The 25,845-nt window shown below is 66.4% G+C and carries 21 protein-coding genes and 3 pseudogenes; 5 read left to right on the forward strand and 19 right to left on the reverse strand.

What is annotated here, in order from left to right; genetic code table 11:
• From EYW47_RS41830 to EYW47_RS15355, 6 genes and pseudogenes are all read right to left on the reverse strand, one after another.
• A pseudogene (locus EYW47_RS41830) lies at nt 1–186 on the reverse strand (FAD-dependent oxidoreductase); the annotation flags it as partial.
• Nucleotides 183–1,088, reverse strand: coding sequence for an HpcH/HpaI aldolase/citrate lyase family protein (locus EYW47_RS15340; RefSeq protein ID WP_133195670.1), 906 nt, complete (start codon nt 1,086–1,088; stop codon nt 183–185). The gene EYW47_RS15340 and the pseudogene EYW47_RS41830, both read right to left, overlap by 4 nt.
• Nucleotides 1,078–1,371: pseudogene (locus EYW47_RS40900) on the reverse strand (electron transfer flavoprotein subunit alpha/FixB family protein); the annotation flags it as partial. The gene EYW47_RS15340 and the pseudogene EYW47_RS40900, both read right to left, overlap by 11 nt.
• Nucleotides 1,372–1,392: 21 nt before the next feature.
• Nucleotides 1,393–1,542, reverse strand: a pseudogene (locus tag EYW47_RS42670) (electron transfer flavoprotein subunit beta/FixA family protein); the annotation flags it as partial.
• 297 nt (nt 1,543–1,839) lie between these two features.
• Nucleotides 1,840–2,430, reverse strand: a complete 591-nt coding sequence (locus EYW47_RS15350) for a class I SAM-dependent methyltransferase (RefSeq protein WP_205710076.1) — start codon at nt 2,428–2,430, stop codon at nt 1,840–1,842.
• Nucleotides 2,431–2,500: 70 nt separating this feature from the next.
• Nucleotides 2,501–2,875: a VOC family protein gene (locus tag EYW47_RS15355; RefSeq protein ID WP_133195672.1), complete on the reverse strand. Its 375-nt coding sequence runs from the start codon at nt 2,873–2,875 to the stop codon at nt 2,501–2,503.
• A gap of 233 nt (nt 2,876–3,108) precedes the next feature.
• On the opposite strand from EYW47_RS15355, the gene EYW47_RS15360 reads away from it, so the two are divergent.
• Nucleotides 3,109–3,768 carry an FMN-dependent NADH-azoreductase gene (locus EYW47_RS15360; RefSeq protein ID WP_133195673.1) on the forward strand — a complete coding sequence of 220 codons (660 nt, stop codon included), beginning with the start codon at nt 3,109–3,111 and terminating at the stop codon, nt 3,766–3,768.
• A 71-nt stretch (nt 3,769–3,839) separates the two neighbouring features.
• Here the strand turns inward: EYW47_RS15360 and EYW47_RS15365 are convergent, their stop codons facing one another.
• The 8 genes from EYW47_RS15365 to EYW47_RS15400 form a co-directional block, all read right to left on the reverse strand.
• Nucleotides 3,840–5,561 carry a class I adenylate-forming enzyme family protein gene (locus tag EYW47_RS15365; protein WP_133195674.1) on the reverse strand — a complete coding sequence of 574 codons (1,722 nt, stop codon included), beginning with the start codon at nt 5,559–5,561 and terminating at the stop codon, nt 3,840–3,842.
• A 235-nt stretch (nt 5,562–5,796) separates the two neighbouring features.
• The gene (locus tag EYW47_RS15370; protein WP_240763707.1) at nt 5,797–7,146 is read right to left on the reverse strand and encodes a serine hydrolase domain-containing protein; all 1,350 of its coding nucleotides are present in this window, start codon (nt 7,144–7,146) and stop codon (nt 5,797–5,799) included.
• Between the two features lie 38 nt (nt 7,147–7,184).
• Nucleotides 7,185–7,499 carry a BON domain-containing protein gene (locus EYW47_RS15375; protein ID WP_240763723.1) on the reverse strand — a complete coding sequence of 105 codons (315 nt, stop codon included), beginning with the start codon at nt 7,497–7,499 and terminating at the stop codon, nt 7,185–7,187.
• Between the two features lie 86 nt (nt 7,500–7,585).
• Entirely contained in the window at nt 7,586–8,647 is a 1,062-nt protein-coding gene (locus EYW47_RS15380; protein ID WP_133195676.1) for a porin, read from the reverse strand.
• Nucleotides 8,648–8,731: 84 nt separating this feature from the next.
• Nucleotides 8,732–10,048 (reverse strand): MFS transporter, encoded by a 1,317-nt coding sequence (locus EYW47_RS15385; RefSeq protein ID WP_240763708.1) that lies wholly within the window; start codon nt 10,046–10,048, stop codon nt 8,732–8,734.
• A 36-nt stretch (nt 10,049–10,084) separates the two neighbouring features.
• The gene (locus EYW47_RS15390; RefSeq protein ID WP_133195677.1) at nt 10,085–11,191 is read right to left on the reverse strand and encodes a CaiB/BaiF CoA transferase family protein; all 1,107 of its coding nucleotides are present in this window, start codon (nt 11,189–11,191) and stop codon (nt 10,085–10,087) included.
• A 32-nt stretch (nt 11,192–11,223) separates the two neighbouring features.
• Nucleotides 11,224–12,405 carry an acyl-CoA dehydrogenase family protein gene (locus EYW47_RS15395; RefSeq protein ID WP_133195678.1) on the reverse strand — a complete coding sequence of 394 codons (1,182 nt, stop codon included), beginning with the start codon at nt 12,403–12,405 and terminating at the stop codon, nt 11,224–11,226.
• 16 nt (nt 12,406–12,421) lie between these two features.
• Nucleotides 12,422–13,975: an AMP-binding protein gene (locus EYW47_RS15400; RefSeq protein WP_133195679.1), complete on the reverse strand. Its 1,554-nt coding sequence runs from the start codon at nt 13,973–13,975 to the stop codon at nt 12,422–12,424.
• A gap of 101 nt (nt 13,976–14,076) precedes the next feature.
• Here EYW47_RS15400 and EYW47_RS15405 point away from each other — a divergent pair, with 101 nt between their 5' ends.
• Nucleotides 14,077–14,967 carry a LysR family transcriptional regulator gene (locus tag EYW47_RS15405; RefSeq protein WP_133195806.1) on the forward strand — a complete coding sequence of 297 codons (891 nt, stop codon included), beginning with the start codon at nt 14,077–14,079 and terminating at the stop codon, nt 14,965–14,967.
• Nucleotides 14,968–15,010: 43 nt separating this feature from the next.
• On the opposite strand, the gene EYW47_RS15410 is transcribed toward EYW47_RS15405, so the two are convergent.
• Nucleotides 15,011–15,499 carry an NUDIX domain-containing protein gene (locus tag EYW47_RS15410; protein WP_133195680.1) on the reverse strand — a complete coding sequence of 163 codons (489 nt, stop codon included), beginning with the start codon at nt 15,497–15,499 and terminating at the stop codon, nt 15,011–15,013.
• A 72-nt stretch (nt 15,500–15,571) separates the two neighbouring features.
• Nucleotides 15,572–16,570, reverse strand: coding sequence for a LysR family transcriptional regulator (locus tag EYW47_RS15415; RefSeq protein WP_133195681.1), 999 nt, complete (start codon nt 16,568–16,570; stop codon nt 15,572–15,574).
• Nucleotides 16,571–16,841: 271 nt separating this feature from the next.
• On the opposite strand from EYW47_RS15415, the gene EYW47_RS15420 reads away from it, so the two are divergent.
• From EYW47_RS15420 to EYW47_RS15430, 3 genes are read left to right on the forward strand one after another with little or no spacing between them, the layout of a single operon-like run.
• A complete protein-coding gene (locus EYW47_RS15420; protein ID WP_133195682.1) occupies nt 16,842–18,611 on the forward strand; it encodes an AMP-binding protein in 1,770 nt (589 codons plus the stop codon).
• Nucleotides 18,608–21,913, forward strand: coding sequence for an acetyl-CoA carboxylase family protein (locus EYW47_RS15425; protein WP_240763709.1), 3,306 nt, complete (start codon nt 18,608–18,610; stop codon nt 21,911–21,913). Before EYW47_RS15420 ends, EYW47_RS15425 begins: the two co-directional genes overlap by 4 nt.
• Nucleotides 21,914–21,949: 36 nt before the next feature.
• On the forward strand, nt 21,950–22,783 hold the full coding sequence (locus EYW47_RS15430) for a crotonase/enoyl-CoA hydratase family protein (RefSeq protein ID WP_240763710.1): 834 nt from the start codon (nt 21,950–21,952) through the stop codon (nt 22,781–22,783).
• A gap of 69 nt (nt 22,784–22,852) precedes the next feature.
• On the opposite strand, the gene EYW47_RS15435 is transcribed toward EYW47_RS15430, so the two are convergent.
• The 3 genes from EYW47_RS15435 to EYW47_RS15445 are packed head-to-tail and all read right to left on the reverse strand — an operon-like array spanning nt 22,853 to nt 25,715.
• A complete protein-coding gene (locus tag EYW47_RS15435) occupies nt 22,853–24,097 on the reverse strand; it encodes a DUF3734 domain-containing protein (protein WP_133195683.1) in 1,245 nt (414 codons plus the stop codon).
• Nucleotides 24,098–24,115: 18 nt separating this feature from the next.
• Nucleotides 24,116–24,898 carry a 3-hydroxybutyrate dehydrogenase gene (locus tag EYW47_RS15440; protein ID WP_133195684.1) on the reverse strand — a complete coding sequence of 261 codons (783 nt, stop codon included), beginning with the start codon at nt 24,896–24,898 and terminating at the stop codon, nt 24,116–24,118.
• Between the two features lie 28 nt (nt 24,899–24,926).
• Complete coding sequence (locus EYW47_RS15445; protein WP_133195685.1) at nt 24,927–25,715, reverse strand: acetoacetate decarboxylase; 789 nt, start codon at nt 25,713–25,715, stop codon at nt 24,927–24,929.
• Nucleotides 25,716–25,845 lie beyond the last annotated feature (130 nt).

Below are 25,845 nucleotides of genomic sequence, written 5' to 3' on the forward strand. Positions count from 1 at the left end.
AATGTGCGCTCAAATCTCCGAGCCTTTCTCCAGCACGCAAACGCCGATCTCGACGCCTTTCTCTACTGCCAGCTGCTTCAGGCGGGTCGCCGCGGACAGGCCCGCCGGGCCGCCGCCTACGATCACCACGTCGTATTCCATCGACTCGCGTGGGCCGTATTGCTCCAAAAGACCTGCAGGGGTCATCCGGCCACCACCCCGGGAATTTCAGCGTGTTGTTTGAGCGTCGCCGCCAGCGCGATAATCCGTTGCGCACGCAATATCACAGGGCGGTCGACCATCTTGCCGTCGACTGTGATCGCGCCCACGCCGGCCTTGCTTGCCGCATCGGCCACGCGCGCCGCCCAGGCGAGCTCCTGCTCGCTCGGCCGATAGCAGCGGTGCACGGCCTCGATCTGCTTCGGATGGATGCAGAGCTTCGCGCCAAAGCCAAGCCGCTTGCCGTTCAGCGCGTCGCCCTCGATGCGCGCGAGATCGTGGATATCGGGTGTGACGCCGTCGACGGGTGTCTCGATGCCGGCCACGCGCGAGATGAGCGCGAGTTGGGTGCGATAGGGATTGAGCGGCTCGCCGTCGACGGGCATGTCCATTTCGGCGATGAAATCGAGCGTGCCGAACATCAGGCGCTTCACGAAAGGCGCCCTGGCGATGGCCATCGCGTTCCACATGCCCTGTGCGCTCTCGATCAGCGGATAGACCGGCACGCGCCGCCGCGCGATGGCGACGACCGACGTGACATCCTCGGCGCACTCGGCCTTTGGCAGCACGATGCCCGCTACGCCATCGAGCGCGCCGAGCCTCGCGTCCTGCTCGAACCACGGCGTGGCGCGCCCATTGATGCGCACCAGCACAGGGTGGCAGCGCGACACCCAGCTCGCGATGGCCTCGCGCGCGGCTTCCTTCGCCGAGGCCTCGACAGCATCTTCGAGATCGACGATGACCGCGTCCGCGCCGCTGGACAGCGCCCGTTCGAAACGCTCGGGACGGCTGCCCGGCACGAACAGGTACGACTGCGGCGAGAACGCCGCCTGCGCGGCGTTCTCGCACAAGGGCGCAAAGCTCTGCACGACGCGCAAGTCAGAGGCCATGCTCGAGCTCCGGCACGACCGTGAACAGATCGCCCACGAGGCCGTAATCGGCCACGCTGAAGATCGGCGCTTCTTCATCCTTGTTGATCGCCACGATCACCTTCGAGTCCTTCATGCCCGCGAGGTGCTGGATCGCGCCCGAGATGCCCACCGCGATATACAACTGCGGCGCGACGATCTTGCCGGTCTGGCCGACCTGGTAATCGTTGGGCACATAGCCCGCGTCCACTGCCGCGCGCGAGGCGCCCAGTGCGGCGTTGAGCTTGTCGGCGAGCGGCTGCAGGTCTTCATTCGATTCGATCAGCACGGCGCGATCCGCGCCGATCGCCAGCGCCGTACGCAGCGTTTCCTGCGCTTGCGCCACACCGGCGGACACGGCAATGACTTCCGTCGCCACGCCCGCTTCTTTCAATCGCACGGCTTCTTCCACGGCGAGTTCATCGAACGGTTTCATCGAGAACTTCACGTTGGCGATATCCACGCCCGTGCCATCCGACTTCACGCGAACTTTCACGTTGTAATCGACCACACGCTTAACCGGCACCACGATCTTCACTTTCGTCCCCTCAACTGTTTCATGCGAGCTACTTGAGAACGCATTACACGTGGGATCGCGGCGAACGACAACTATCGATTAACTCTGCCCGTCATAGTCCACGCCTATTGGTCGGTGAATGAGTGCCTGGGCCGCGGCGGCGCGGGCGGCCTGCGAGAGTGCAATTGCACACTGCGCAGGTGTCGATTTACGCCGCTAATTGCGCCGCGCGACTATCCGGTGAACACGCTTGCCGGACGACGCATTGATCGCCTCGCGGTCGAACACGATGGTGGCGCCGTTCAAGCCGTCCCGCACGATGTCGGCGTCGAACGACGCATAGAGTCGTCCCGCACCATCGCGCAGACTTTCGCCATCCGAAACGCGCCACGATAGATAGAGCACGCCGCCCGGCTTGAGAATATCGACGAGACGCGCGCACGCAACGCTTATCTGCGGCACGGGCAGATGCATGATGACCGTCTCGCACAGCGCGTTGTCGAATGCGCCGCGCGACACGCCATCGAGTTCGGGTAGCGCAGCCGCCATGAACCGGAGATGCGGGTAATGCGCCGCTGCCTGTGCCAGCAATCCCGCAGACGCGTCGTAGCCCACCGCAGGGTAGCCGTTGGCATCGAGCCATGCCACGTCGCGGCCCGCGCCGCAGCCGATGTCGACCGTCACGCCGCCGTGCACGAAGTACCGCCCGAGCAGTGCATACATGTCGTCGGGCGCGGGCTGCGCGCGCCATTCTTCGGCGTAGCGGCTCGCCGCGTCCGTATAGGTGTCGACGGTGGGTTTATCCACGTGTGTCTCCGTAAATCGCCGCGCCCGCATGCGGGCAACGCCCGCTTATGGACGTCGCTCGATGGAATGCTCAGGCAGCGGGTTCGTGGCAAACCACTTCGATATTGTGTCCGTCCGGACCCGTCACGAAAGCCGCATAGTAGTTCGCGTGGTAGTGCGGGCGCAGACCCGGCGCACCATTGTCCTTGCCACCCGCTTCCAGAGCCGCGCGATAGAAAGCTTCGACCTGCTGACGATTTTCAGCTGTGAATGCCAGGTGAAGATGCGCGGGTTTCTCATGCGTCTGGTACAGGCACAGTGAAGCCTTACCTTTTGGGCTAAGCTCGACACCGTACGTCGGAGGCCCCTCCGAGACAATAGCTACGCCGAGCGGCTCCAATGCCTTGAGGAAGAATGCTTTGCTCGCTGCATAGTCGCTGACTCCGAATTTGACGTGGTCAAACATATGTTCTCCCAAAGTGTGTGTGGCTTGCCCGGAGCGCGAGCGTGGACTGGGGCTTGAGCCCGCACGCCAGACCATTGCTCAGACGAAAGCGAAGCAATGCACCATTTTTTAGCATCGCCGATTGTTCTATCGCAGCAACGATTCGTTGTCGACATATGGCTTTTTCGGGCGGTCACAAGAAAACACAATGCCTCCACTTGCGCAACATTGCGCGCACCAGACCCGGAGCTGCCATGACCTCGATTCTGCAATTCTTGCGCGACATTGTGCGCCCAAGTCCCCAAAAAGCCGCCGTCACCACGATTCTGCAAATCAATTCCGCCGCCCGCTCGCAAGGCGCGCAGTCGACGCTGCTCGTCAACGAATTGACGGACAAGCTGCGAAACTCGAAGCCCGGCGCAAAGGTTCTAAAGCGCAACCTGCAAGCCGATCCGCTTCCGCACCTCGACGACGCCGTGCTCGGCGCGTTCTTCACGCCGGCCGAGCAGCGCACGCCGGAGCAGCAGGCCATCGCCGCACGCAGCGAAGCGCTGATCGCCGAACTGCAGGTTGCGGACATTATCGTGATCGGCGCGCCGATGTATAACTTCGGCATCTCGTCGCAGCTCAAGACGTACTTTGACTGGATCGCACGCGCGGGCATCACCTTCCAGTACACGGCGAACGGTCCCGAAGGCCTCGTGAAGGGCAAGAAGGTGTTCGTGGTTTCGGCGCGCGGCGGCGTGTATCAAGGCACGCCTAACGACAGCCAGACGCCGTACCTGACGTCGTTCCTCGGCTTCCTCGGCATGACCGATGTGAACTTCATCTACGCCGAAGGCCTGAATATGGGTCCGGAAGCAGCCAGCGCAGCGCTCGCGAGCGCACGCGAGACAATTGCCGCCGCCGCGTAAGTCCACTTCGGCGCGCCGCGCCGGCCTCATCTGCTGCACGCGCGGATTTCTGAGTAGCGCGCTCCCCCGCGCTACTCACGCAACGCGCGCCGCAAAATCTTGCCCGTCACGGTCTTCGGCAATTCGTCGATGATCGCGACGATGCGCGGATACTTGTACGCCGCCATGCGCTGCTTGCAATACGCGACAAGTTCCTCAGGCGTGGCGCTCGTCTGCGGCTTGAGGCTCACTACGGCCTTCACCGTTTCACCGCGATAGCTGTCCGGCACGCCCACCACTGCGGCCTCGCGCACGGCGGGATGCGTGTACAGCACGTCTTCCACTTCGCGCGGCCAGACCTTGTAGCCACCCGCGTTGATCATGTCCTTCTTGCGATCGACGAGGTAGAACCAGCCGCTCGCGTCCATGAAGCCCACGTCGCCGGTGCGAAAGTGATCGTCGACGATCGCCTTCGCGCTCTCCTGCGGCTTGTTCCAGTAGCCCGGCACGACCATCGGCCCGCGCGAAATGATCTCGCCCACCGCGCCCGGTGGCAGCGGCCGCCCTTCGTCGTCACCGATATACGACTCCACGTTGAACACCGGCACGCCGATCGACAGCGTGCCCGACGCGGAGTCGACGCTCGCCTCGCGGCCAGGCGGCACCATGTGGGTGGGCGAACTCGTTTCCGTGAGACCGTAGCCGTTGTGGATGTAGTGGCCAAAGCGCGTGCGAAACGCCTCGATCACGTTGGGGGGAATGGGTGCGCCGCCCGAATAGATGCGCCGCAGCGAGGCGAAGTACGCGCGCGTGGCCTGCGGATGATTCATCAGCGCGATGAAGGCCGTGATGGCGCCGATCGTGAATTCGGGCTTGTGCTCCGCGATGGCGTCGAGCATCACGCCCGGCTCGAAGCGGAACGCGAGCACGAGCGGCGCCGCACAGATGAACGCGGCGGCGATATGGCCCACGAGACCCGTGATGTGAAAGAGCGGCGCGAGGCCGAGAATGGGCGCACCCTCGCGCAAGCCGATCCAGTCGCGGTACACCTGTGCATTGAACGCGACGTTGCCGTGCGTGTTCATCGCGCCCTTGGGCACGCCCGTGGTGCCCGAGGTGTAGACGAGCATGGCGACGTCGTCGCTGCGCAATTCGACGGCGGGTGGCTTGCGCGAGCGACAGGCGGCGATTACGGTGCTGAGGTCTTCGGCGTCGGGTTGGTTCGCCGTTGCCGCCATGGCCGCCGTCGCGTTCGAACGCGTCATGCCCGCGAAAAGCCGTTCGTCGTCGCGGCTCTGATAGTCGAGCGCCGAGGTGGTCATCACGATCGGCTTGACGCTCAGCTCGCCACTTGCGGCGCGTTCGGTCGCGAGGCGTGCCTCTTCGGCGAGCAAAGGCCGCACCACCTCCTCATGCAGCGATGCATGGCAGACCAGCGCACGCGCGCCGGAATCCGCCAGCAGCACGCGCAACTCGCGCGCGCGGTTCATCGGATTGATGGGCACCGCAATCGCCCCGATCTTCCACGCCGCCACGAGCGCAATGACGAACTGCGGCGCGTTCTGCAGATAGATAGCGATGCGATCGCCGCGCGCGCAGCCGCGTTCGAGCCATGCGCAGGCCAGCGCGTCGGATTGGGCATCGAGCTCGGCATAGGTGAGCACGCCGTCGAAATAGAGCAGCGCTGCGCGCTGCGGCGCTCGCTCGACCGCGGCGCGAAACAGGCTCAGCGCGTCGGCGTAGTGCTGCGAGATGGTTGCTGTATGGCCGGGCGCATAGTGCGCCAGCCATGGTTTGCTTTCATAGGGCGTCATGTGCGTTCCGGCAGTCACGCCCCCCGTGCGCTCGCGATGCAATGTGTGGATGAACAGAGCGCACACCCGGGCGAGAGAATAAATTGCACGAGCGTGCGCAAAAAAGCAACCGGAAAATCTGGCGAATGAGGGGCGATGATTCGCGGTGCATATGCACGCCGTCACCCGGGCGCACCGTCCCGGTCGGGACGAGCGGCACATATCGACACCGACGATATGCCCCGCCGTCGCGTCATCACGGCTTTCGGGCTTCGAGCGTCTGCGCGATTGCCAGCATGGCCCCGTGCAATGCATCCGCGGTTTCCAGCGGCGTGTGCGTGACCGCACCGCCCGAGGCGCTCGTCGGGCGCTGCGCCTGGTCAGGCTCGGACGAGAACTTGACGATCGTGAGGCGTGCGCGTGGATCGACGAGAATGGCCTGACCGAAGCGGCCACCGGCAGCGACCGATCCATCGCCGTCGTTGAGCTGGTACCAGTAGTCGTGGTAGCTGTAGCCGGGGCGGCCGGGCGCAAGATTGCCACGCGCGAATGCCGCCGCGTTCTGCGTCGGTTTCAACGCAAGGCGAGTCGCTGCCGCTGGAAACGGTGCGATGTCACCCGCCTCACTCCTGCGCACCATCTCGCCGAAGCGTGCCGCGTCGCGCAGCGTGGTGTTCAAGCCGCCGCTGGCCATCTCCGTGCCCGTGCGATCCACGACGACGTCGCCGTCATCGCTAGCGATCTTTTGCCAGATCATGCGTGCAACCCGCTTGCTCCACGATTCGCCGGTGACGCGCCTTATCGCCCAGGCCACGGCCTCCGGCGAGCCATTCTGGTAGTACCACACGCGCCCGTTGTCCGCTTCGGGGGCTTTCTGAGCCACCTTGAGGAAGCCATAGATGCTGTCGGGGGTGCCACCTGGCCGCGGCACGATGCCGATGGCGCCAAAGAGACCCAGATCGGGCGGCAGGGCCGCGGGGTAGCGAATGGCCACCTCCATGTCGAGATTCTGCTGCAGTGTCGCGTCGCCGAACGGCGTCCCCGCCAGCTCCGGCACGTAGGTCGAGAGCGGCGCGTCCGGGTCGAGCTTTCCCTCGGCGATCAACTGCGCTGCGACCAGTCCCGTCACCGATTTCGTCATCGACGCCCACGCATGCGTCTGATGTGGACCATAGCCATCGAAATAGCGCTCCATCACAATGCGCCCGTCGCGAACGACGATGAAGCCATCGGTGCGCGTGCGGCGCAGATAGTCCGCGAGCGTGAGCGTGGTGCCGTCTACCGTGAATTGCACCGCGTCGGGATCGAGCTTCGGACCATCGGGCAAGGGCAACGGGTCGCGCGCACGGTCTACATTGGCAGTGGGGATCAGCATGCGCGTGTTGCGCAACGACCAGCGAAGGTAGGGATAGCGCAGCGAATTTGCGCGGTTGGTGAGCGCGCCGTCGGGCGGCGGAAAGCCCTGCATGACGCTCGCTTCGGCGTCGGCGAGCGTGCCGGCGGTTTGCGCGCGCACTGCTATGGGCAGTGCCAGGCTCGCGCACATCAATGCGGTGACAAGAAACGCGTGGGTCGATCGGGTTACAGGATCGTTGCGTCGATTCATGACAGTGTGTTCCTCGAAATCGGTGTGGCCCGCGTCGTCTACAGCGACGCCCCGGAGACACGAATGCGGTTCTCTACGTGAATGACGCCGTCCACCTGCCTCGCTGCGTCGCCGGCAAGCGGAATCTGCTCGCTGTCGGATACGGATCCGGAGAGCGTAATCTGGCCGTCGCGCGCCTTCACGAGAATGCGCGCGGCATTCAGCCCACGAGTGCGCGCCAGCCTGCTGGCAACGCGATGCGCGAGCTTCCGGTCGGTGGCTTTTGCCGACGACGGTGCGCTCGCGGCCGCCACGCTGCCCGTTGCCGCGCCCTGAGTTTGTGCGAAGGCGTGAGTCGTGAGCGTAAGGAGCATGGCCACGACAACCGTTCGCGTAATTCGATATGAGGCGTTCATGATGTTCAATGAGTCCATCAAAAGGGAAAAGAGAGAGGCGGGGCCTAGAAACGCGTCATGACGCCAAGCGACACGCCGGTCGTCGATCGCGTACCGGCTGCCGTGCCGAGCGCGGCGATATTCGACGGATCGAAGCGGTACGCACCCGAAAAGCCGTTGTAGTCGGCTTCGGCATAGAGTTCGGTGCGCTTCGACAGAAGGTATTCGGCGATCGCGTAGGTGGTGATCTTGTGGCCGCTCGCGGACTGCGCATTGCGGAGGTGGCTGGCGATGTCGTCGTAGAACGCCGCCGTGAACTGCAGCGACGCTGCCGGAACCAATACGACACCGCCACCCGGAATATGGTCGCGCCGGTTCGGCGCGGCGGCATTCGCCGCCGTCACCTCGAGGTCCGCGTAGCTCAGATAGAGGCGCGCGGGCCCGACCTGCAAGGAGCCGCCGGTCTGAAATGTCTGCGCCCACTGCGTTGCGGTGGCGTTCCAGGTCTTCTGGTACGAAGCGCCGCCGAACGCCGGCCCCCACTGATACATCGCCGCACCAGAATAGTTGGTGCCTGCCCGGGTGTTGCCTGCAACGCCGCCTGGCGAGTAGCTCGCACCGAAGCGAAAGCCGCCGGCCTGGCCGAGATATTTGATGGTGTTGTTGAACCGCGAATCGAGCGTGAAGTAGTTCGCGTCGAACACCACACCAGGCTCGATCGCGAGCGACTGACCCTGGCCGCCGGCCGGATCGATCAGAATCGAGAAGTCTTCGTTGGCGTTGAGCTGCCGGCCGAACGTGAGCCGGCCGAAATCGCCTTTGAGCCCTACGAACGCCGCTTGCGAGAATAGCGTCCCTGCATTCTTCAACGCACCGGTGCCGCTATTGAAAGCGCCTTCGAGCTTGAAGATCGCCTGAAGGTCGCCGCCCAGATCCTCCTTGCCGAAGAAGCCGAACTGGTTGCCGGCGACGATGTTGTTGTTGAAGCCAACGGTAGCGCCACCCTTTTGCCCATTCGTCCAGCGCATGCCGCCTCCAATGTCACCATACAGCGTGACAGTCGATTGCGCGTAAGACGTGAGCGGAAGCACGCCGCCGATCAGGGTGGCCATCAAAATCCTTTTCATGTGTCTCCTTGATAGTTCTATATTTTATTTGCATTGCTAATTATTTATGGAGCGACACCTCACGAAGCGATACATCGATCGCGGCTAACCGGGATCGGCGAGCGTCTGATTCACCCCCGTGTCCGACGTCGAGCCCGCGAGCCTGATGGACGATCGCTGCGGGTCCAGACAGAACGCGCAGAGCGCGCCGCAGCCGAGTAATACGAAGCCGCACACGGAGCATGCGGTTTCAAATCCCTGCGCCGTCGAGCCTCCGGCCTGGTCGATGAGCATGCCCGTGACGACCGGCGCCGCGAGACCCGCGAGCGACGAGAATCCGTTGCTCAGCGCGAGGATGCCGCCTCGTTGCGAATCGGGTGTCACCTCGCCGAGCATCGCGGGTCCGACCGAGTACGTCACGAGCGTCATGCCGCTGCCGAGCGTGAGCAGCACGAACTTCGCGAGCGGCGGCAGGCCGGGCAGTGCGAGCGCCGAGATCAGCATCCCAGCGACGGCGAGCGTTGCCGCAACGAAAGCCCCTCGACCGAGCCTTGACGGCACGCCACGCGCCAGCAGCCGCTGCGAGAGCGCCGCAAGCCCGAGGCTCAGCGGTGCCGTGATCGCGACGAACAAGGCGAACATGCGTCCGGCGGCATGCGCCTCGTAGCCCATGCCGAGCTGCAGCCACGTCGGAATCCAGGTCAGCGTCATGGCGAGAATCCAGTTCGCAGCAAAGTGCCCGGCAAAGGTGCCGAGCACGGTCCGGTCGGTCAGCAACAGGGCATACGGGACGCGTGCCCGGCGCGCAGCAGGCGCACGCGTGGTCAGGGCGCCTTCCGCACCGAAGGCAAGCCAGGCAACACACCAGAGCGCGCCAAGCGCGGCCAGCACGAGGAAGTTCGCGCGCCAGCCCCAGTGCGCGCTGACGACCGGTATGCCGAGTCCCGCCACGAGCAGCCCGAGCGCGCTTCCCTGGTGGAGCACGGCAACCGGCAGATTGCGCTTCGCATCGGGAAACCACTTGTAGAGCGCATGCACCGCGACTGGCGAGGCGGGCCCTTCGCTCGCGCCAAGCAGCACGCGGCAGGCGAGGATGCTCCAGATCGATCCGGCAAGCAGCATCGGCAATTGCAGTGCGGTCCACGCCGCGGCCATTGCGAGCAGCAGCCATTTCGTCGATGCCCGGTTTGCCATCAGACCGCCGAGCACCGCTGAAATCGAGAACAGCCAGTTCAGGCTGCCGCCGATCACGCCGAACTGCGTCGACGTGAGATGAAGCTCCCGCATCATCGGTACCGAGACGAGTCCCAGTACCACCTTGTCCAGGAAATTCACGAGCATCATCAGGGCGAGCATGGCCGCGATGGACCATGCGCGAACCGGGCTGTACGAGGGGTCGTCGATTTTCGCCGTATCTGTCACCGTATCTGTCTCCGTGGTTGTCGTTCTGGTCGTACCTTATCTTTCGTGCTCGCCGAGCATCGGGACGTTGTCGTCGCCGTCGGGCAGCCCGAGTGAGAACTTCACCGGAAAGCGGCATGCGACCGTCTGGTCGGCGGCGATCTCGCGCACCATCCCGCGCGCCTGCACATGAGGGTCCTCGAACAGTTCGTGTGCGTCGAGCACGGGCGACACGGGCAGGTCGAAACGCTGCAGCGTCGCGATCCATTGCGCGAGCGGACGCGTCGCAAAGATGCGAGCGAGCAGCGTGTTGACCTCCTGCTTGTGCCGCTGCCGCCCGGCGCGCGTTGCGAAGCGTTCGTCCATCAGCGCGGGAAAGTCGGCGCCGATCGCCTCGCACAGATTCAGCCAGAACTTGTTCTCGAGAATGCCGAGCGCGAGATGCCGGCCATCGCGTGTCTCGAAGAGATCGTTCTCCGGCATCACGCCCGGGGAGTCCAGCGGATGGTCGACGTACTCGCGCGACGCCCACGCGGCGGGTGTGGTCCATGCCATCACGCAGTCGTGGATCGAGACGTCCAGATGCTGGCCGCGCCCGCTCGCTCGGGCGCTCAGAATGGCCGCGGTGAGCGCGAGCGCGGCATGGCTCGACGCCGCATAGTCGGCGATCCGGATGCGCGGCCGCGTCACGCGGTCGTTGACCTGAACCGGAACCGACCAGAAGCCGCCCAGCGCCAGGTAGTTCAGGTCGTGGCCCGGCGCGTGCGCATAGGGGCCGGTCTGCCCGAAGCCCGAGATTGAGCACATGACGAGGCGCGGGTTCACCGCGGCGAGCGCCGCATAGTCGAGCCCGAGCCGCGCCATGACGCCGGGCCGGAAGCCCTCGACCAGCGCATCGGCTTCGCGAATCAGTTCGATGAACGCTTGCTTGCCGGCCGGTGTTTTCAGGTCGAGCGCCACCGAGCGCTTGCCGCGATTGAGCTGCGCGAACAGTACGGGGCTGAGCGTGCGTGTGGGGTCGCCGGCACCCGGGGGTTCGACCTTGACGACGTCGGCGCCGAGTTGCTTGAGCAGCGACGTCGCGTGGGGTCCCGGCAGTAGCTGGCTCACGTCGACAATCGTGACGTCTTTCAGGCAGGACCACTGCGGTTTCGTTTGCGCCATGGCTTGAGTCTCCTTATGCAGGTGTTGCCGGTTCAGCTCGTTGCCTGGGCGGGCTCGAGGATGGCGCGGGCGATCGTGTTGCGCTGGATTTCGCTCGTGCCGGTGAAGATGCGGAACATGCGCAGCTTGCGGAACGTCTGCTCGATCGGGTGGTGGCGCGTGACACCCACGTTGCCGTGGATCTGCACAGCCTTGTCGGCCACTTCGAAACAACGCTCCGAGACGAACAGCTTGCAGGCCGCCGCCTTGGCGCGCAGATCGGCGCCGGCATCGGCCAGCATCGCGGTCTGGGCAATCATGCTCTCGCAGGCCCAGAGCGCGGCGGCCATGTCGGCGAGCATGTGCTGGATCGCCTGGAAGCGCGCGATCGGGCCGCCGAACTGGCGGCGCGCGCGGGCGTAGTCCAGCGAGGCCTCGTAGGCCGACGTCGCGAGCCCGAGCATCGTCGGGCAATGCAGCAGGCGGTTCACGTTGATGCGCGACATGCCGAGCCGGAAGCCGTTGCCCTTGCCGCCGAATACGTTCGCAAGCGGCACGCGCACGCTGTCGAAGCGAATATCCGCGTCGATGTGCTGGCCCGACATCGGCACGTAGCGCTGCTCGACCGTCACACCGGGCAGGTCGAGGTCGACGAGCACGGCGGTGATCTCGGGCGGGCTCGTGCTTGTGTCGGTCACGCACATCAGAATCGCAAAGTCGGCGAACGGCGCGCCGCTGATGTAATGCTTCACGCCATTGATCACGAGTGCGTCGCCATCCAGGACGGCCGTGGTCGAGATGCTCTGCGCATCGGAGCCCGAATGCGGTTCGGTCAACGCGAAGCAGGTCGACTTCTCGCCGCGAATGACCGGCTTGAAATACCGCTCGAGCTGTTCGGGCGTCGCGTATTTCAGCATGTTGCCCACGCGCGGCGGGCCGCCCAGGTCGCCCAGCACATGCGGGGCGAGCGCCGATCCTGAAGCGGCGAGGTCCGCCTTGAGCGCGCATTGCTCGAGGATCGAGAGCCCCTTGCCGCCAAGCGCAACCGGCAGGCAGGCCGCGTAGTAGCCGAGTTCGGCCGAGCGCCGCCACACCCGCTGCAGCGTCTCTTTCGGCCAGACGTCCTCGCTGCCGAGACCGAGCTCGCGTTCCATCGGCAGCAGTTCGTCGGCGACGAAGCGGCGGATGCCTTCGCGCGTTTCCATCAACGCGGGCCCGTTCAGGTGGTCGAACATAAGTTCTCCTGTGAATTCAGTTGACGCGCCGCGCGGCGCCTTGCCAGTACTGCTCGCGCACGAGCTTGCGGGCAATCTTGCCGCTCGCGTTCTTGGGCAGGCCAGCGACGAAGGCGACCGAGCGTGGCAGCTTGTAGTCGGCGAGCTGCGTGCGGCAGTGCGCGGCGAGCACCTCGGCCGTCGCCTCGCGCCCCGGCTTGAGCACGACCACGGCCTTGACGGCTTCGCCCCACTTGTCGTCGGGCACGCCGATCACGCAGGCTTCGAGCACGTCCGGGTGACGGTAGAGCGTCGCTTCGACCTCGGTCGGATAGACGTTGAAGCCGCCCGAAATGATCATGTCCTTGCGGCGATCGACCAGATAGATGAAGCCCTCTTCGTCGACGCGCGCGAGGTCGCCGGTGCGCAGCCAGCCATCGACGAGCGCCTCGGCCGTCAGCTCGGGCGCGCCCCAGTAGCCGTGGAAGACGTCGTCGCCGCGAATCACGATTTCACCGATCGTCTCGCCGCTCACCTCGCGACCCTGTTCGTCGACGACACAGACCTCGGTTTCGCCGAGAGGCCGTCCGCACGAAGCGAGCCGCGCGAGACGATTCGCGAGCGCGTCGGCGTGATCGGCAATGGACAGGCGCGTCACGCCCGAAGTCGATTCGCTCGCGCCATAGCCTTGCGAGAGCACCGGGCCAATGCGCGCCCACGCTTCTTCGATGCGCGCTGGCGCCATCGGGGCCGCGCCGTAGCCGAGCATCTTCAGGCTGCGCAGGTCGGCGTGGTCGAGCGCGGATTCGCCAAGCAGCATGTTGATCATGGCCGGCACCATGAAGGCATGCGTGATGGACAGGCGCGAGATATCGGCGATAAAGCGGGCCGGCTCGAACGTATCGAAGAGCACGAGCGTCGCGCCGTTGAACAGATAGGGCTGCATGAGCATGCCCGAGGCGTGCGTGACCGGGCCGATCAGCGCGAGGCGGTCGCCCGGGCGCGCCGGGCGGTCCATGCCGAGGACGATCTTGCGCAGCGACGCGAGGCGGTTGCCGTAGGTCTGCATGGCCGCCTTGATGCGTCCGGTCGACCCCGACGAAAAGTGCAGCACGGCCAGGTCGTCCGCGTGCGGGCGATAGTCGGGCGCGTGCGGACTCGCGCGTTCGATCAGCGTCTCGTAGCTGGCATACCCGGGGGCGTCGCCCATGATCGAGATGAACGTCTCGATCGAGGCGAAACCGGCGGTTTCCCGCGCGTAGGCGGTATACCCCGGGCCCGCGATCAGGACGCGCGGCGTGCAGTTCTCGACGACATCGGCGGCCTCATGCGCGGTGAAGCGCGGGTTCAGCGCAGCCTTGACGAGCCCGGCCTTGTACAGTGCGCATTCGATTTCGACCAGCTCCGTGCAGTTGCGTGATTGCACGGCGACGCGGTCGCCTTTTGCGAGGCCCAGTCCCAGCAGCGCGTTGGCGAGGCGCGTCGAGCGCTCGTCGAGTTGGCGAAAGCTCAGATGCCGGTCGTGGTGGATGACCGCCGTGCGGTCGCCCCAATAGCGCGCGGCGCGGCGCAGAAAGTAGGCAAAGCTCAATGCAGTGTCTCCTGGTTCATCGGTCTGACCGTAGTCTGTAAGATGTGAGGCATCACCTCAATGCCGTACCTGGCATAGGTGCATAACCAATGGGAATGACCTTGGAAACACGCGACCTCGACTATCTACTGGCCGTGCAGGAGCACGGTGGCATCGGCAAGGCAGCGGAGGCGCTCGGCATGAGCCAGCCGGCGCTCACGAAGGCGCTGCGGCGCGTGGAAGAGCAGGCCGGCTTGCCGCTCTTCGAACGCACCGTGAATGGCGTCACGCCGACGCCCGCCGGCACGCTCTTTCTTGCACGCGCGCGGCGTATCGCGCTTGAATACGACGACGCGCTAAAGGAGATGGAAGCGCTGCGCAGCGGCGAGCAGGGCTTGCTGCGGATCGGCTATTCGCCGACCGTGCCGGGCTCGCTCGTGCTCGGCGCGTGCCAGCAGCTGATGACCGAGCGGCCCGCGGCGAAGCTGCGGTTGCGCCGGCGGCTCGCGCGTGATCTCGGCGCACTGCTGTTCGCGGGCGAGCTGGACCTGATCGTCGCGCCACAGCTTGACAGCGCCGATGGCACCTGCGAGTTCGTCGAGCTCTTTCACGACAGCCTCGTCGTGCTGGCCGACGAGGGTCATCGGCTGCATCGCAAGCGTGGCCTCACGCTGGCCGACCTCGCCGACGAGCAGTGGCTGCTGCCCGCGCCGCACATACGGATTCGTCAGCAGGTCGACGAGGCGTTCCGGCAGCGCGGCCTCGCGGGGCCGAAGCTGCGCGTCGAGACGGACTTCGGGAGCAACTCGCTGCTTCACCTGCTGCGCGGCACGACGATGCTCTGCGTGGCCGGAACCGAGTCGCTGGGGGCGCTGCGGGGCTTGCGCGCATTGCGGCTGGGCACCGAGCAACTCGACCTGCGCCGGCAAGTGGGCATGACGTACCGGGCTGGCGCCTGGCTATCACCGCTTGCTCAGCGCCTGATCGCGGTGTTGCGGGAGCGGATGACATGAGGGTGGTGGAACGTCGGGACGCAGCGAAAGAAAGGTAGCGTTGCTAACCGCCGCGATCTCCACCGAGATACGCAGCAACCGCGTCCGTGACCGCGAGGCCGCCCAACTCCTCCGGCGATGCCAGACGCGCGGCAACAATCTCGCGATTATCAAGCCGCAGCTCAGGCAGGCAATCGAGGTGCAGCTCAAAGAAATGCACGCGGTCCCTGCGCCCGTCCCAGATCCCAAAGGTGCTGCCCGCGGCGACCAATGTGTACGACGAGAGACCAATCTCCTCATCCATTTCGCGCCGCGCCGCCGCATCCGGCGCCTCACCGGGCCGGACACTCCCACCGGGAAAATTCCACTCGGCCCGGTACGACGACTTCAACAGCAACAGCGCCTGCCCGACGTAGATTGCGACTAGCGCACCCTCATGGCGAGGCCGTCGAAGTCGCCACCAGACGCGAGCAAGCGGGAATGCAAGACGAAGCGCCACGCGCCAGACAGCGTTGATAAGCATGGCCAGCCGCGTTCGCTCAAGACTCGGCATGAGCTCTCCCCTTTCGTTTCGTGATCAAAGTATCTTCCGGCTCATACGCGTTCATGTGACAAACCACGTTGTTCAATCCGCGGCACCGCGCGCCGCGGACTCCCCATCGCCCGCCCCGGTCCGATCGACATCCGGACTCCGAACCAACGCACTGCCGCCCCGCGCACACGCTTGCCTCACCCGCTCGCGCAGCCACCGGTTGCCGGGCTCGTTGCCGGTACGCTCGTGCCAATAGAGATTCAGGCTCACGGGCGGCAGATCGAGCGGCATCGGCAGGACGCGGTTGCCGAGCGGCGCATTGATGAGCCGCGCATAGCGTTCCACCATCGTCAGCAGCAGATCGCTCTGCGCGGCCACGAGGCTTGCCGCCAGGTAGTGCTGGCAGCGGTGCACCACGTTGCGCGAAAGCCCCACGCGCTCGAGCGCGAGATCCTCCACCGAGATGCCGCGCCGCCGCGACGTGACCGCGATGTGCTGCGCGTCGAGGTAGCGCTGCGCCGTGAGCTCGCCGCGGAACTGCGGCCCCACCACCACGCACAGGGGCTCGCTCAGGAGCTGGCATTGGTTCAGCTCCGCGTCGGCGGGCCGGGCGATCTCGATGGCCAGATCGATCTGCCCCGCCGCCATTTCGAGCTTGAGCTCGGCCCAGCGCACGCCGCCGCTGCGCACCCGTGCCAGCGGCGCACGCGCGCGCAGATCGGCGACGATGGCGGGCAGCAGCATCGGCTCCAGTTGCTCGGGCATGCTCAGCGTGAAGCAGCGGGCGTCGCGGTCGGGATCGAATTCGCGCAGGCGCCCCACGCTGTCCTGCAGCAGGCCGAGCGCTTCGGTAATCGCGGGGGCGAGCCGCCGCGCCTCGGGCGTGGGCGCCACGCCGCGGCCCTCGCGCACGAACAGCGGGTCGCCGATCTGCTCGCGCAGGCGCGCGAGCGCATGGCTGATCGCCGACTGGCTCAGGTGCAGGATGGCCGCCGCGCGCGTGAGATTGCGTTCGCGGTAAACCGCCTCGAATACCCGGAAGAGGTTCAGATCGATGCGGTCCGCAGCGGGCCATTCATGCTGTCTGTTCATGTCGCCTGCCCTGGTCCTGGTCGTAGCTGGTCGTGTCTCGTGGGGCCGCCGGTGTCCTCGCGCTTTGCCTCGTTGCGTAAAGGCTCGCAGGCACGGCATCGCACCGGCGGGCGGGGCAAACGCGGGGAAAAGCCGGCCCAATCGGCGCGCCACCCCAATCATGCACATTATTCATGGTTTGCAATGAAAAACCATCAGTTCCAGCCCGCGTGCGCGCCCCTTTAAGATGCCCGGGCAGCCTTTGAACGCCGGTGAAACCGCGAGACATCCGATGAGCGAACGCGAGTATCTGGACAACCTGCAGCGCCTCTGGGCGCAGGCGTGGCCCGCGCACGCGCCGCGCGAGCCGCAGTATCCGCTCGGGCAGCGGCCCTTGACGGCGTATCTGCGCGAATGGGCGCGCCGCGCGCCCGAGCGCCCCGCCCTGCACTTCTACGGCCGCACGCTGAGCTACGGCGAGCTCGACGCCTTGAGCGAGCGCTGCGCCGCGCTGCTCGCGGCGCTCGGCGTCAAGCCCGGCGACCGCGTGGCCGTCTTCATGCCGAACTGCCCGCAAATGCACGTGGCGTTCTATGGGATTCTCAAGCTCGGCGCCGTGCATGCGCCCGTGAGTCCGCTCTCGAAGGCGCTGGAGCTTGGCTATCAGCTCAAGGACAGCGGCGCGCAAGTCGTGATCTGCGCCGATCTACTGTTGCCCATCGTCGAGCAGGTCCGCAGCGAATGCGCGTTGCGCGAGGTGATCGCCACGAGCGTGGGCGAGATGTGCGGCGACAAACGTGGTCACAACTATGGTGACAAACGTGATCACAACCGTGGCGAGATACGTGGCGACCCGTCGCCGGATGCCGCCCCCCTGCCCGTGCCGCTCCCCGATGTCGTGCTCGCACCGAAAGTGGCGAGCGCAAACGCCATCGACTTTCTGCCCGCGCTCGTTGCCACGCGCGGCGCCGCGCCCGCGCATGAGCCGCAACTGGGCGACATCGCCGCGCTCAACTACACGGGCGGCACGACCGGCTTGCCCAAGGGCTGCATCCACACCCACGGCGACATGCTTTACACCTGCGCGAGCTTCATGCCGGTGGCGCTGCAAGCGGGCGAGGACGCGGTGTTCCTCAACTTCCTGCCCGAATTCTGGATCGCCGGCGAGAACGCCGGGCTGCTCTTTCCCGTGTTCGCGGGCGCCGCGCTCGTGCTGCTCGCGCGCTGGGACCCGCTAGCGTGGATGAGCGCGGTGCAGCACTACCGCGTGAGCCATTGCGGCATGCTCGTCGACAGCATCGCCGAGGTGCTGGACCATGCGCGCGTGCGCGACTTCGACTACACGTCGCTGCGCCAGGTGGGCGCGATCTCGTTCATCAAGAAGCTCACGCGCGAATACCGGCTCCGCTGGCGCGCGCTCACGGGCTGCACGCTCTATGAATTCAGCTACGGCATGACCGAGACGCACACGTGCGACACCTTCACGCTCGGCCTGCAGGACGACGACCGCGATCTGCGCGCGCAGCCCACCTTCGTGGGCCTGCCGGTGCCGGGCACCGAGCTCAAGATCTGCGACTTCGCGAGCGGCGCGCTGCTGCCGCCCGGCACGGAGGGCGAGCTGTGCGTGCGCTCGCCTTCGCTTTTCAAGGGCTACTGGCAGCGCGCGCAGGCGAGCGCCGAGGCGCTGCGTGACGGCTGGCTCCATACGGGCGACCTCGCCGTGATCACCGAAGAAGGCTTCATCCGCTATCTGGGCCGGCGCAAGGAGATGCTCAAGGTGAACGGCATGAGCGTCTTTCCGAGCGAGCTCGAGGCGCTGCTCGGCCAGCATCCCGCGATTCTCGGCAGCGCCGTGGTCGGGCGGCCCGATGCGGCGCGCGGCCAGCAGCCGGTGGCCTTCGTCGTGCTCAAGCCAGGCAGCGGCACGCAAGCGGACGAGCTCGCCGACTGGTGCCGCGAGTCGATGGCGGTCTACAAGGTGCCGGAAATCCGCGTGATCGACGCATTGCCGATGACCGCGACCGGCAAGGTCAGAAAACAGGAACTGGACAAGCTGCTGTGACGACATCCACCGTGAATCCGATCGGGACGCTCCTGATCGCCAACCGTGGCGAGATCGCCATCCGCATCGCCCGCGCCGCCGCCGAGGCGGGCATGCGCAGCGTGGCCGTCTACGCCGAAGACGATGCCCACGCGCTGCACGTGCGCCGCGCCGACCTTGCCGTGCCGCTCACCGGACGCGGCGTGGCGGCCTACCTCGACATGGACGCGTTGATCGCCGCGGCCCGCGCGCACGGCTGCGACGCGGTGCATCCCGGCTACGGCTTCCTGAGCGAGCGCGCCGACTTCGCCCAGCGTTGCGAAGACGCGGGCCTGCGCTTCGTCGGCCCTGCGCCCGACGTCCTGCGCATCTTCGGCGACAAGGCCCGCGCGCGCGAGCTGGCCGCGCGCTGCGGCGTGCCACTCGCGGCGGGCACGAACCACGCGACCACGCTTGACGAAGCGCGCGCGTTTCTGGCCGATCACGGCGCCATCATGGTCAAGGCACTCGCGGGCGGCGGCGGACGCGGCATGCGCGCGGTACGCGACGCGGCCAGTCTCGAAGCAGCCTTCGCGCGCTGCGAGTCCGAGGCGCGCGCCGCATTCGGCAATGGGGCGCTGTATGTGGAGCGTCTGATCGAGCACGCGCGCCACGTGGAGGTGCAGATACTCGGCGACGGCGCGCAGGTCGCCCATCTCTGGGAGCGCGATTGCAGCCTGCAGCGGCGCCACCAGAAGGTGATCGAAATCGCGCCCGCGCCGGGCCTCGCCACCGCGCTGCGCCGCGCGATCATCGAGGCCGCGCTCACGCTCGCGCGCGCCGTGAACTATCGCGGCATCGGCACGTTCGAGTTTCTGGTCGATACCGTGCGCGGCGACTTCGTGTTCATGGAGGCGAACCCGCGCGTGCAGGTCGAGCACTGCGTGACCGAGGCGGTCACGGGCGTCGATCTGGTGCGCACGCAACTGGCTCTCGCGCAAGGCGCGACGCTCGCCGGGCTCAGGCTTCAGGAGCCGCCGCACCCGCGCGGATACGCCGTACAGGCACGCGTCAATCTGGAGACGATGCAGGCCGACGGCAGCGCGCGCGCGGCGGGCGGCATTCTGAGCGCCTGGGAGCCCCCGAGCGGCGCGGGCCTGCGCGTGGACGGCTATGGCTACGCAGGTTACGCCACGAGCCCGAGCTACGACTCGCTGATCGCCAAGCTCATCGCGCACGCGGACGACTTCGCCGGCGCGCTGCGGCGGGCTTCACGCGGGCTGTGCGAGTTCCGTCTCGAAGGCGTGGCGAGCAATATCGGCTTTCTGCTGAACCTGTTGCAGCGCCCCGAGCTGCCGGGCTACGAAGTCGATACGCGCTTCATCGAGCGTCATATCGGCGAGCTGCTCGAGTCGCGGAACGACGCGCATCGACAACTGTTCTTCACCGCGGATGCCGCACCGCCCACTCCGGCGCACACGGCAGGCACGCCGCACCATGACGCCCCGCCTGGCTGCGTGCCGCTCACGGCACCCAGCCAGGGCGTGCTCGTGAGCCTCGACGTGCAGTTGGGCGACGCGCTCGCCATCGGCCAGCCGATCGCCGTGCTCGAAGCCATGAAGATGGAGTTCGTGGTGCAGGCCGCGCAAAGCGGCATCGTGCGCGCGCTCGCCAGCGAGCCGGGCGGCACCGTCTACGAAGGCGCACCGCTCGTCTTCATCGAGCCCGCCGAAGTCGCGGCGGCGCAGATCGAGACGGAAGCGAGCCGCGATCTCGCGCATATTCGCGCCGATCTCGCTGAAGTCCTGGAGCGCCACGCAATCACCCGCGACGAGCGCCGCCCGCACGCGGTGGAGCGGCGCCGCAAGACGGGCCAGCGCACGGCGCGCGAGAACCTCGACGATCTGCTCGATGCAGAGAGCTTCGTCGAATACGGTGCGCTCGCGCTCGCGGCGCAACGCGGGCGGCGCCCGCTCGACGATCTCATCGCACAGAGCCCCGCCGACGGCCTGATCGCGGGCCTCGGCACCGTGAACGCGGCGCACTTTGGCGCGCAGGCCGCGCGCTGCATGGCCATCGCCTACGACTACACCGTGTTCGCGGGCACGCAGGGCATGATGAGCCACAAGAAGACCGACCGCATGCTGCAGCTCGCCGAGCAGTGGCGCCTGCCGCTCGTGCTGTTCGCGGAAGGCGGCGGCGGCCGCCCCGGCGACACCGACCACGTGGGCGTGGCCGGCCTCGACTGCCGCACCTTCGCGAGCATGGCGCGGCTCTCGGGCCAGGTGCCGCTGGTGGGCGTGGTCTCGGGCCGCTGCTTCGCGGGCAACGCGGCGCTGCTCGGCTGCTGCGACGTCATCATCGCCACGCGCAACGCGAGCATCGGTATGGCGGGACCGGCGATGATCGAAGGCGGCGGCCTCGGCAAGTTCACGCCCGAGGAAGTGGGCCCGGCGAGCGTGCAGGCGCCCAATGGCGTGATCGACGTGCTCGTGGACGACGAAGCGCACGCCGTGCGCGTGGCGAAGCAATATCTCGCGTATTTTCAGGGGCCGCTCGAGAACTGGACCTGCGCCGACCAGCGCCTCCTGCGCGAAGCGATCCCTGAGAATCGCCTGCGCGTGTACGACATTCGCCGCGTAATCGAGGCGCTGGCCGACAGCGGCTCGGTGCTCGAACTGCGCCGCGCGTTCGCGCCCGGCCTCATCACCGCGTTCGTGCGCATCGAGGGAAAACCGTTCGGCTTGCTTGCCAATAACCCGATGCACCTGGGCGGCGCGATCGACGCCCAGGCCGGCGACAAGGCCGCGCGCTTCATGCAGCTATGCGATACGTTCGGCATTCCGCTCGTTTCGCTGTGCGACACCCCGGGCTTCATGGTGGGCCCCGACTCGGAAAAGCAGGCCACGGTGCGCCACGTTTCGCGCATGTTCGTCGCGGGCGCGAGCCTGCGCGTGCCGTTCTTCACGGTCGTGCTGCGCAAGGGCTATGGCCTCGGCGCGCAGGCGATGGCGGCAGGCAGTTTTCACGCGCCGCTCTTCACGATCGCCTGGCCGAGCGGCGAGTTCGGCGCGATGGGCCTCGAAGGCGCGGTGCGCCTTGGCTATGCGAAGGAACTGGCCGCCATCGAGGACCCGGCTGAGCGCGAGGCGCTGTTCGAGCGCATGGTCGCGGACGCGTATCGCAACGGCAAGGCCATCAACATGGCAAGCTTCCTCGAAATCGACGGCGTGATCGACCCGGCTGAAACGCGCCGCTGGCTCATACGCGGGCTCAATGCGAGCCATGGCCACGCGCCGCAAGAAGGCGCGCGCGCGCGGCGGCGTTTCGTCGATACGTGGTGACACGCCCAGTTAAACCAGATTGAATCAGGAGCAGACGTGAATACAGGAATTGCCGAAAGTGGCGCACTGGTGGAAATCGCCATCGCGGACGGCGTCGCCGACGTGCGCCTGAACCGCGCGGACAAGATGAACGCGCTGAGCCCCGCCATGTTCGACGCGCTGATCGCGGCGGGCGAACGGCTCGCCAACGAGGCCGATCTGCGCGCGGTCGTGCTGTCGGGCAACGGCAAGGCGTTCTGCGCGGGCCTCGATCTGGAGAGCATGGGCGCCCTCGCGCAAACGGCCCGCGAGAAGCCGCTGGCGCAGCGCACGCATGGCATCAGCAACGATTTCCAGTTCATCTGCACGCTATGGCGCGAGCTGCCGGTGCCCGTGATCGCGGCGCTGCACGGCGTGGCCTTCGGCGCCGGGCTGCAGCTCGCGCTGGGCGCCGACCTGCGCTACGCGGCGCCCGATGCTCGCCTTTCGGTGATGGAAATGAAATGGGGTCTCGTGCCCGACATGGGCGGCATGGTGCTCACGCGCGACCTCGTGCGCGATGACCGCTTGCGCGAATTGATCTACACCGCGCGCATCGTATCGGCCGCGGAAGCCGTCGAGCGCGGCCTCGCGACGCGCGTGGCCGACGATCCGCTCGCACTCGCGCTCGCCACCGCGCGTGAAATCGCGCAGAAGAGCCCCGACGCGATTCGCGCCGCGAAGCGTCTGCTCCAGGTCGCCGCGCGCGGCGACGCGGCGGCCACGTTGATCGCCGAAGCCGTGGAGCAGGACGCGCTGATCGGCGGCGCGAACCAGCGCGAAGCCGTCGCGGCGAATCTGGAGAAGCGCGCGCCACGCTTCGTGCCGGCATCGCCGCGCCAGAAGCGCTAATGCCGTCGCGCGCGTCGCAAAGGCCTGCGCGAGCGCAACGCCCTCACTGCCGTTCGAATACGCGGGCCCTTACGCGGCCTGCGCCTCTTCGCTCGTGGGCACGACACTGCGGTCCGACTCCGGCAATACGTTCACGGGCCGGTGGATATCGTGCGTGACGAATCCCTGCTCCCGGCTCGGCACCGCGAACCACTCCGGATGCGCAAACGACGCGCGGATGTCTTCGAGCCCGCTCGCCCAGTGCTCCTCCATCGTGTCGACGCTGAACTCATAGTCCTTGTAGTGGCCTTCATACGGCTTGTTCTTGTAGATCAGATGCACCACGTTGATCGCAGAGCCGTCGGCCACGCGCTCGGCCAGCTTGAAGAGCGGATCGCTGCGGCGCGCCTCGGCCGGCACGTGCTCGAGCAGCTCCTTGATGAAGCGCGCATGCTTTTGCCGGTCGGCCAGCATGTTGGTGATGGCGCGCGTGCGGCTCGAATACTGAATGTCCTTGGCGCGCTCGGCCACGTCGAGGAAGTCGGCGGGCGCGTTGCCGCTGGCGCTCCATAGATCGACCTGGAACACCAGCGTGTCCTTGTGATCCGCATCGCGCAGCACTTCCGTGAGCGGCGTGTTCGAAACGAGGCCGCCGTCCCAGTAGTACTCGCCGTCGATCTCCACCGCCGGAAAGCCCGGCGGCAACGCGCCCGACGCCATGAAGTGCTCGGGCTCGAGACGCATCTTCGTGTTGTCGAAGTAGACGAGATTGCCGCTGCTCACGTTCACGGCGCCCACCGAGACGCGGATCGGGCCGTCGTTGATGCGCTCGAAATCGGCGAAACGCTGCAACGTCGCTTTCAAGGCGGCCGTGTCGTAGTAGCTCACCGCGCTGGGCGGCGTCTTGTGCCAGCCCGCCACCGGCAGCGGCATGCGCGGCGCGAAAAAGCCGGGCTGCCCCTCGGTGAGCGCGCGGCCCGCGGCCCACATGCTGGCCCAGCGGCGCGCGAAGTCGTGCTGGCCGATAAGCGGCAAGGCAAGCGAACCGAGATTGCCGAACCAGTCGAGCGGATGGCAGATCGACTCCCAGAAACCGCGCAGCGCCGCTACGCGATGCTCCGGCGCGTTGCCCGCGATGATCGCCGTATTGAGCGCGCCAATCGACACGCCCGCGATCCGGTGCGGCTCGACGCCGGCCTGCGCGAGTCCCTCGAACACGCCGGACTGGTAAGACCCGAGCGCGCCGCCGCCCTGCAGGACCAGCGCGATTTCGTCGTAGCGCGGCAGCTCGAACGGCTTGTGCGCATGGCGGGCGGTTGTATTGCTGCTGCGCATACGTGCTCCCTCAGTGGCTTAGTGCATCGACCAGCCGTGCGTGACCAGCACGGACTGGCCCGTCAAGGCGTTGGACTCGAAGCCCGCCAGGAAGGCGACGGTGTTGGCGACGTCGTCGAGCGACGTGAACTCACCGTCGACCGTGTCCTTGAGCATCACGTTCTTCACGACGTCCGCTTCCGAGATGCCCAGCGCCTTCGCCTGCTCGGGAATCTGCTTGTCGACGAGCGGCGTGCGCACGAAGCCCGGGCACACGACGTTCGCGCGCACGCCGCGCGGCCCGCCCTCCTTCGCCACCACGCGCGCGAGGCCCAGCAGGCCGTGCTTCGCGGTCACATAGGCGGCCTTGAGCTTCGAGGCCTCGTGCGAGTGCACCGAGCCCATATAGACGATCGAGCCGCCCTTGCCACTGCCGTACATATGCTTGAGCACGGCCTTGGTGGTCAGAAACGCGCCGTCCAGATGGATCGCGAGCATCTTCCTCCAGTCGGAGAACGCGAACTCGTCGACGGGGCTGATGATCTGGATGCCCGCGTTCGACACCAGCACGTCGATGCCGCCAAACACCTTCGCGGCTTCCTCGATGCCCGCGTTCACGGCTTCCTCGTTGGTGACGTCCATGGCCACGGCCAGCGCCTTGCCGCCCGCCGCCACGATGCTGTCGGCCACCTTGCCGGCATTCGCGAGGTTCAGGTCGGCAATCACGACCGCCGCGCCCTGGCTCGCAAACGACCGAGCGCAATGCTCGCCAATCCCGCTCGCTGCGCCAGTAATCACAGCCACCTTGTTCTTCAAAGACATAAGTAATCCTTAGTTGCTAAATCAAAAATCAGACGAGCTCTGCTTCGGTTTCGCTCTGGCGAGCCGGGGTTTCGGCGAGATAGTCGTAGGCGACTTCGCCGATATCGAGCGTGAGGTCGGCGATCACATGACGCGCGCCCACCACCCGGCGCACCGGCAGATCCGCCACGGGCGCGAGTGCATGCGGATGCAGCTCGAGCGCGGCCGGGCCGCTCCACGCGCCATGCACCGTCACGTCGCGCAAGTAGAAGCGCACCAGCTCGCAAACGCGCGCCGTGCCGTCCACGTGCGGCAGCACCTTGAGCAGATAGTTGGGCGTGTCGGCGAGCTTGCGGCGCTCGTCTTCGCTATTGAGCACGAGGTGCTTGTAGCCCATCGTGCCCGTGGCCACGCGCTGCGTGCCGTAGTCGAGCGTGCCGAGCAGCGTGTCGTTGCCGTCCACGGCAAGCACCGGGCGCGCGAGCTTCTTCGGAAAGCCCCAGATCTCGCGGCCACCCGCAATGGGGCCTTCGTCGTCGAGATACATGGCATGCGTGTAGTTCGCGAGCCGGCCTTGCGGGTCGCGCACCGTCACCACCTGGCCGCTCTCCGTGTAGTCGCCAAAGCCCGACGAGTCCGGCATGCGGATGAACTCGTAGTGGACCAGATTGTTCTCCGGCTTCAGCGGCTCCGGCACGATGGCGCGCAGCGCGTCCGGGTCGGTCTCATAGGAGATGATGAAATATTCGCGCTTGACGAAGCGAAACGGCGGCCGCGGATACGCGGGATTGTGAACGGGCATCGCGAACGCTTCGCGGCGGATTCTTTCCAGGTCCATACTGTCCTCATGACTGAGCTGCGGTAATACGTCGCGACTAATCATAGAGGCGATTGAATCGTTGGGTGGTATTCGATACGAATAAACACCGTTGCGATTTTGTTAAATAAGAGGCTGTTTGAAAGTATTT

Origin of the sequence: Paraburkholderia silviterrae (assembly GCF_004353915.1) — a bacterium.
GTDB classification, from domain to species: domain Bacteria; phylum Pseudomonadota; class Gammaproteobacteria; order Burkholderiales; family Burkholderiaceae; genus Paraburkholderia; species Paraburkholderia silviterrae.

Bases quoted from the DNA above. Each gene is read 5' to 3' on its own strand.
- EYW47_RS15340 (WP_133195670.1), bottom strand. From the start codon at position 1,088: ATGGCCTCTGACTTGCGCGTCGTGCAGAGCTTTGCGCCCTTGTGCGAG.
- EYW47_RS15355 (WP_133195672.1), bottom strand. From the start codon at position 2,875: ATGTTTGACCACGTCAAATTCGGAGTCAGCGACTATGCAGCGAGCAAA.
- EYW47_RS15360 (WP_133195673.1), top strand. From the start codon at position 3,109: ATGACCTCGATTCTGCAATTCTTGCGCGACATTGTGCGCCCAAGTCCC.
- EYW47_RS15365 (WP_133195674.1), bottom strand. From the start codon at position 5,561: ATGACGCCCTATGAAAGCAAACCATGGCTGGCGCACTATGCGCCCGGC.
- EYW47_RS15370 (WP_240763707.1), bottom strand. From the start codon at position 7,146: ATGAATCGACGCAACGATCCTGTAACCCGATCGACCCACGCGTTTCTT.
- EYW47_RS15375 (WP_240763723.1), bottom strand. From the start codon at position 7,499: ATGCTCCTTACGCTCACGACTCACGCCTTCGCACAAACTCAGGGCGCG.
- EYW47_RS15380 (WP_133195676.1), bottom strand. From the start codon at position 8,647: ATGAAAAGGATTTTGATGGCCACCCTGATCGGCGGCGTGCTTCCGCTC.
- EYW47_RS15390 (WP_133195677.1), bottom strand. From the start codon at position 11,191: ATGGCGCAAACGAAACCGCAGTGGTCCTGCCTGAAAGACGTCACGATT.
- EYW47_RS15395 (WP_133195678.1), bottom strand. From the start codon at position 12,405: ATGTTCGACCACCTGAACGGGCCCGCGTTGATGGAAACGCGCGAAGGC.
- EYW47_RS15410 (WP_133195680.1), bottom strand. From the start codon at position 15,499: ATGCCGAGTCTTGAGCGAACGCGGCTGGCCATGCTTATCAACGCTGTC.
- EYW47_RS15415 (WP_133195681.1), bottom strand. From the start codon at position 16,570: ATGAACAGACAGCATGAATGGCCCGCTGCGGACCGCATCGATCTGAAC.
- EYW47_RS15420 (WP_133195682.1), top strand. From the start codon at position 16,842: ATGAGCGAACGCGAGTATCTGGACAACCTGCAGCGCCTCTGGGCGCAG.
- EYW47_RS15435 (WP_133195683.1), bottom strand. From the start codon at position 24,097: ATGCGCAGCAGCAATACAACCGCCCGCCATGCGCACAAGCCGTTCGAG.
- EYW47_RS15440 (WP_133195684.1), bottom strand. From the start codon at position 24,898: ATGTCTTTGAAGAACAAGGTGGCTGTGATTACTGGCGCAGCGAGCGGG.
- EYW47_RS15445 (WP_133195685.1), bottom strand. From the start codon at position 25,715: ATGGACCTGGAAAGAATCCGCCGCGAAGCGTTCGCGATGCCCGTTCAC.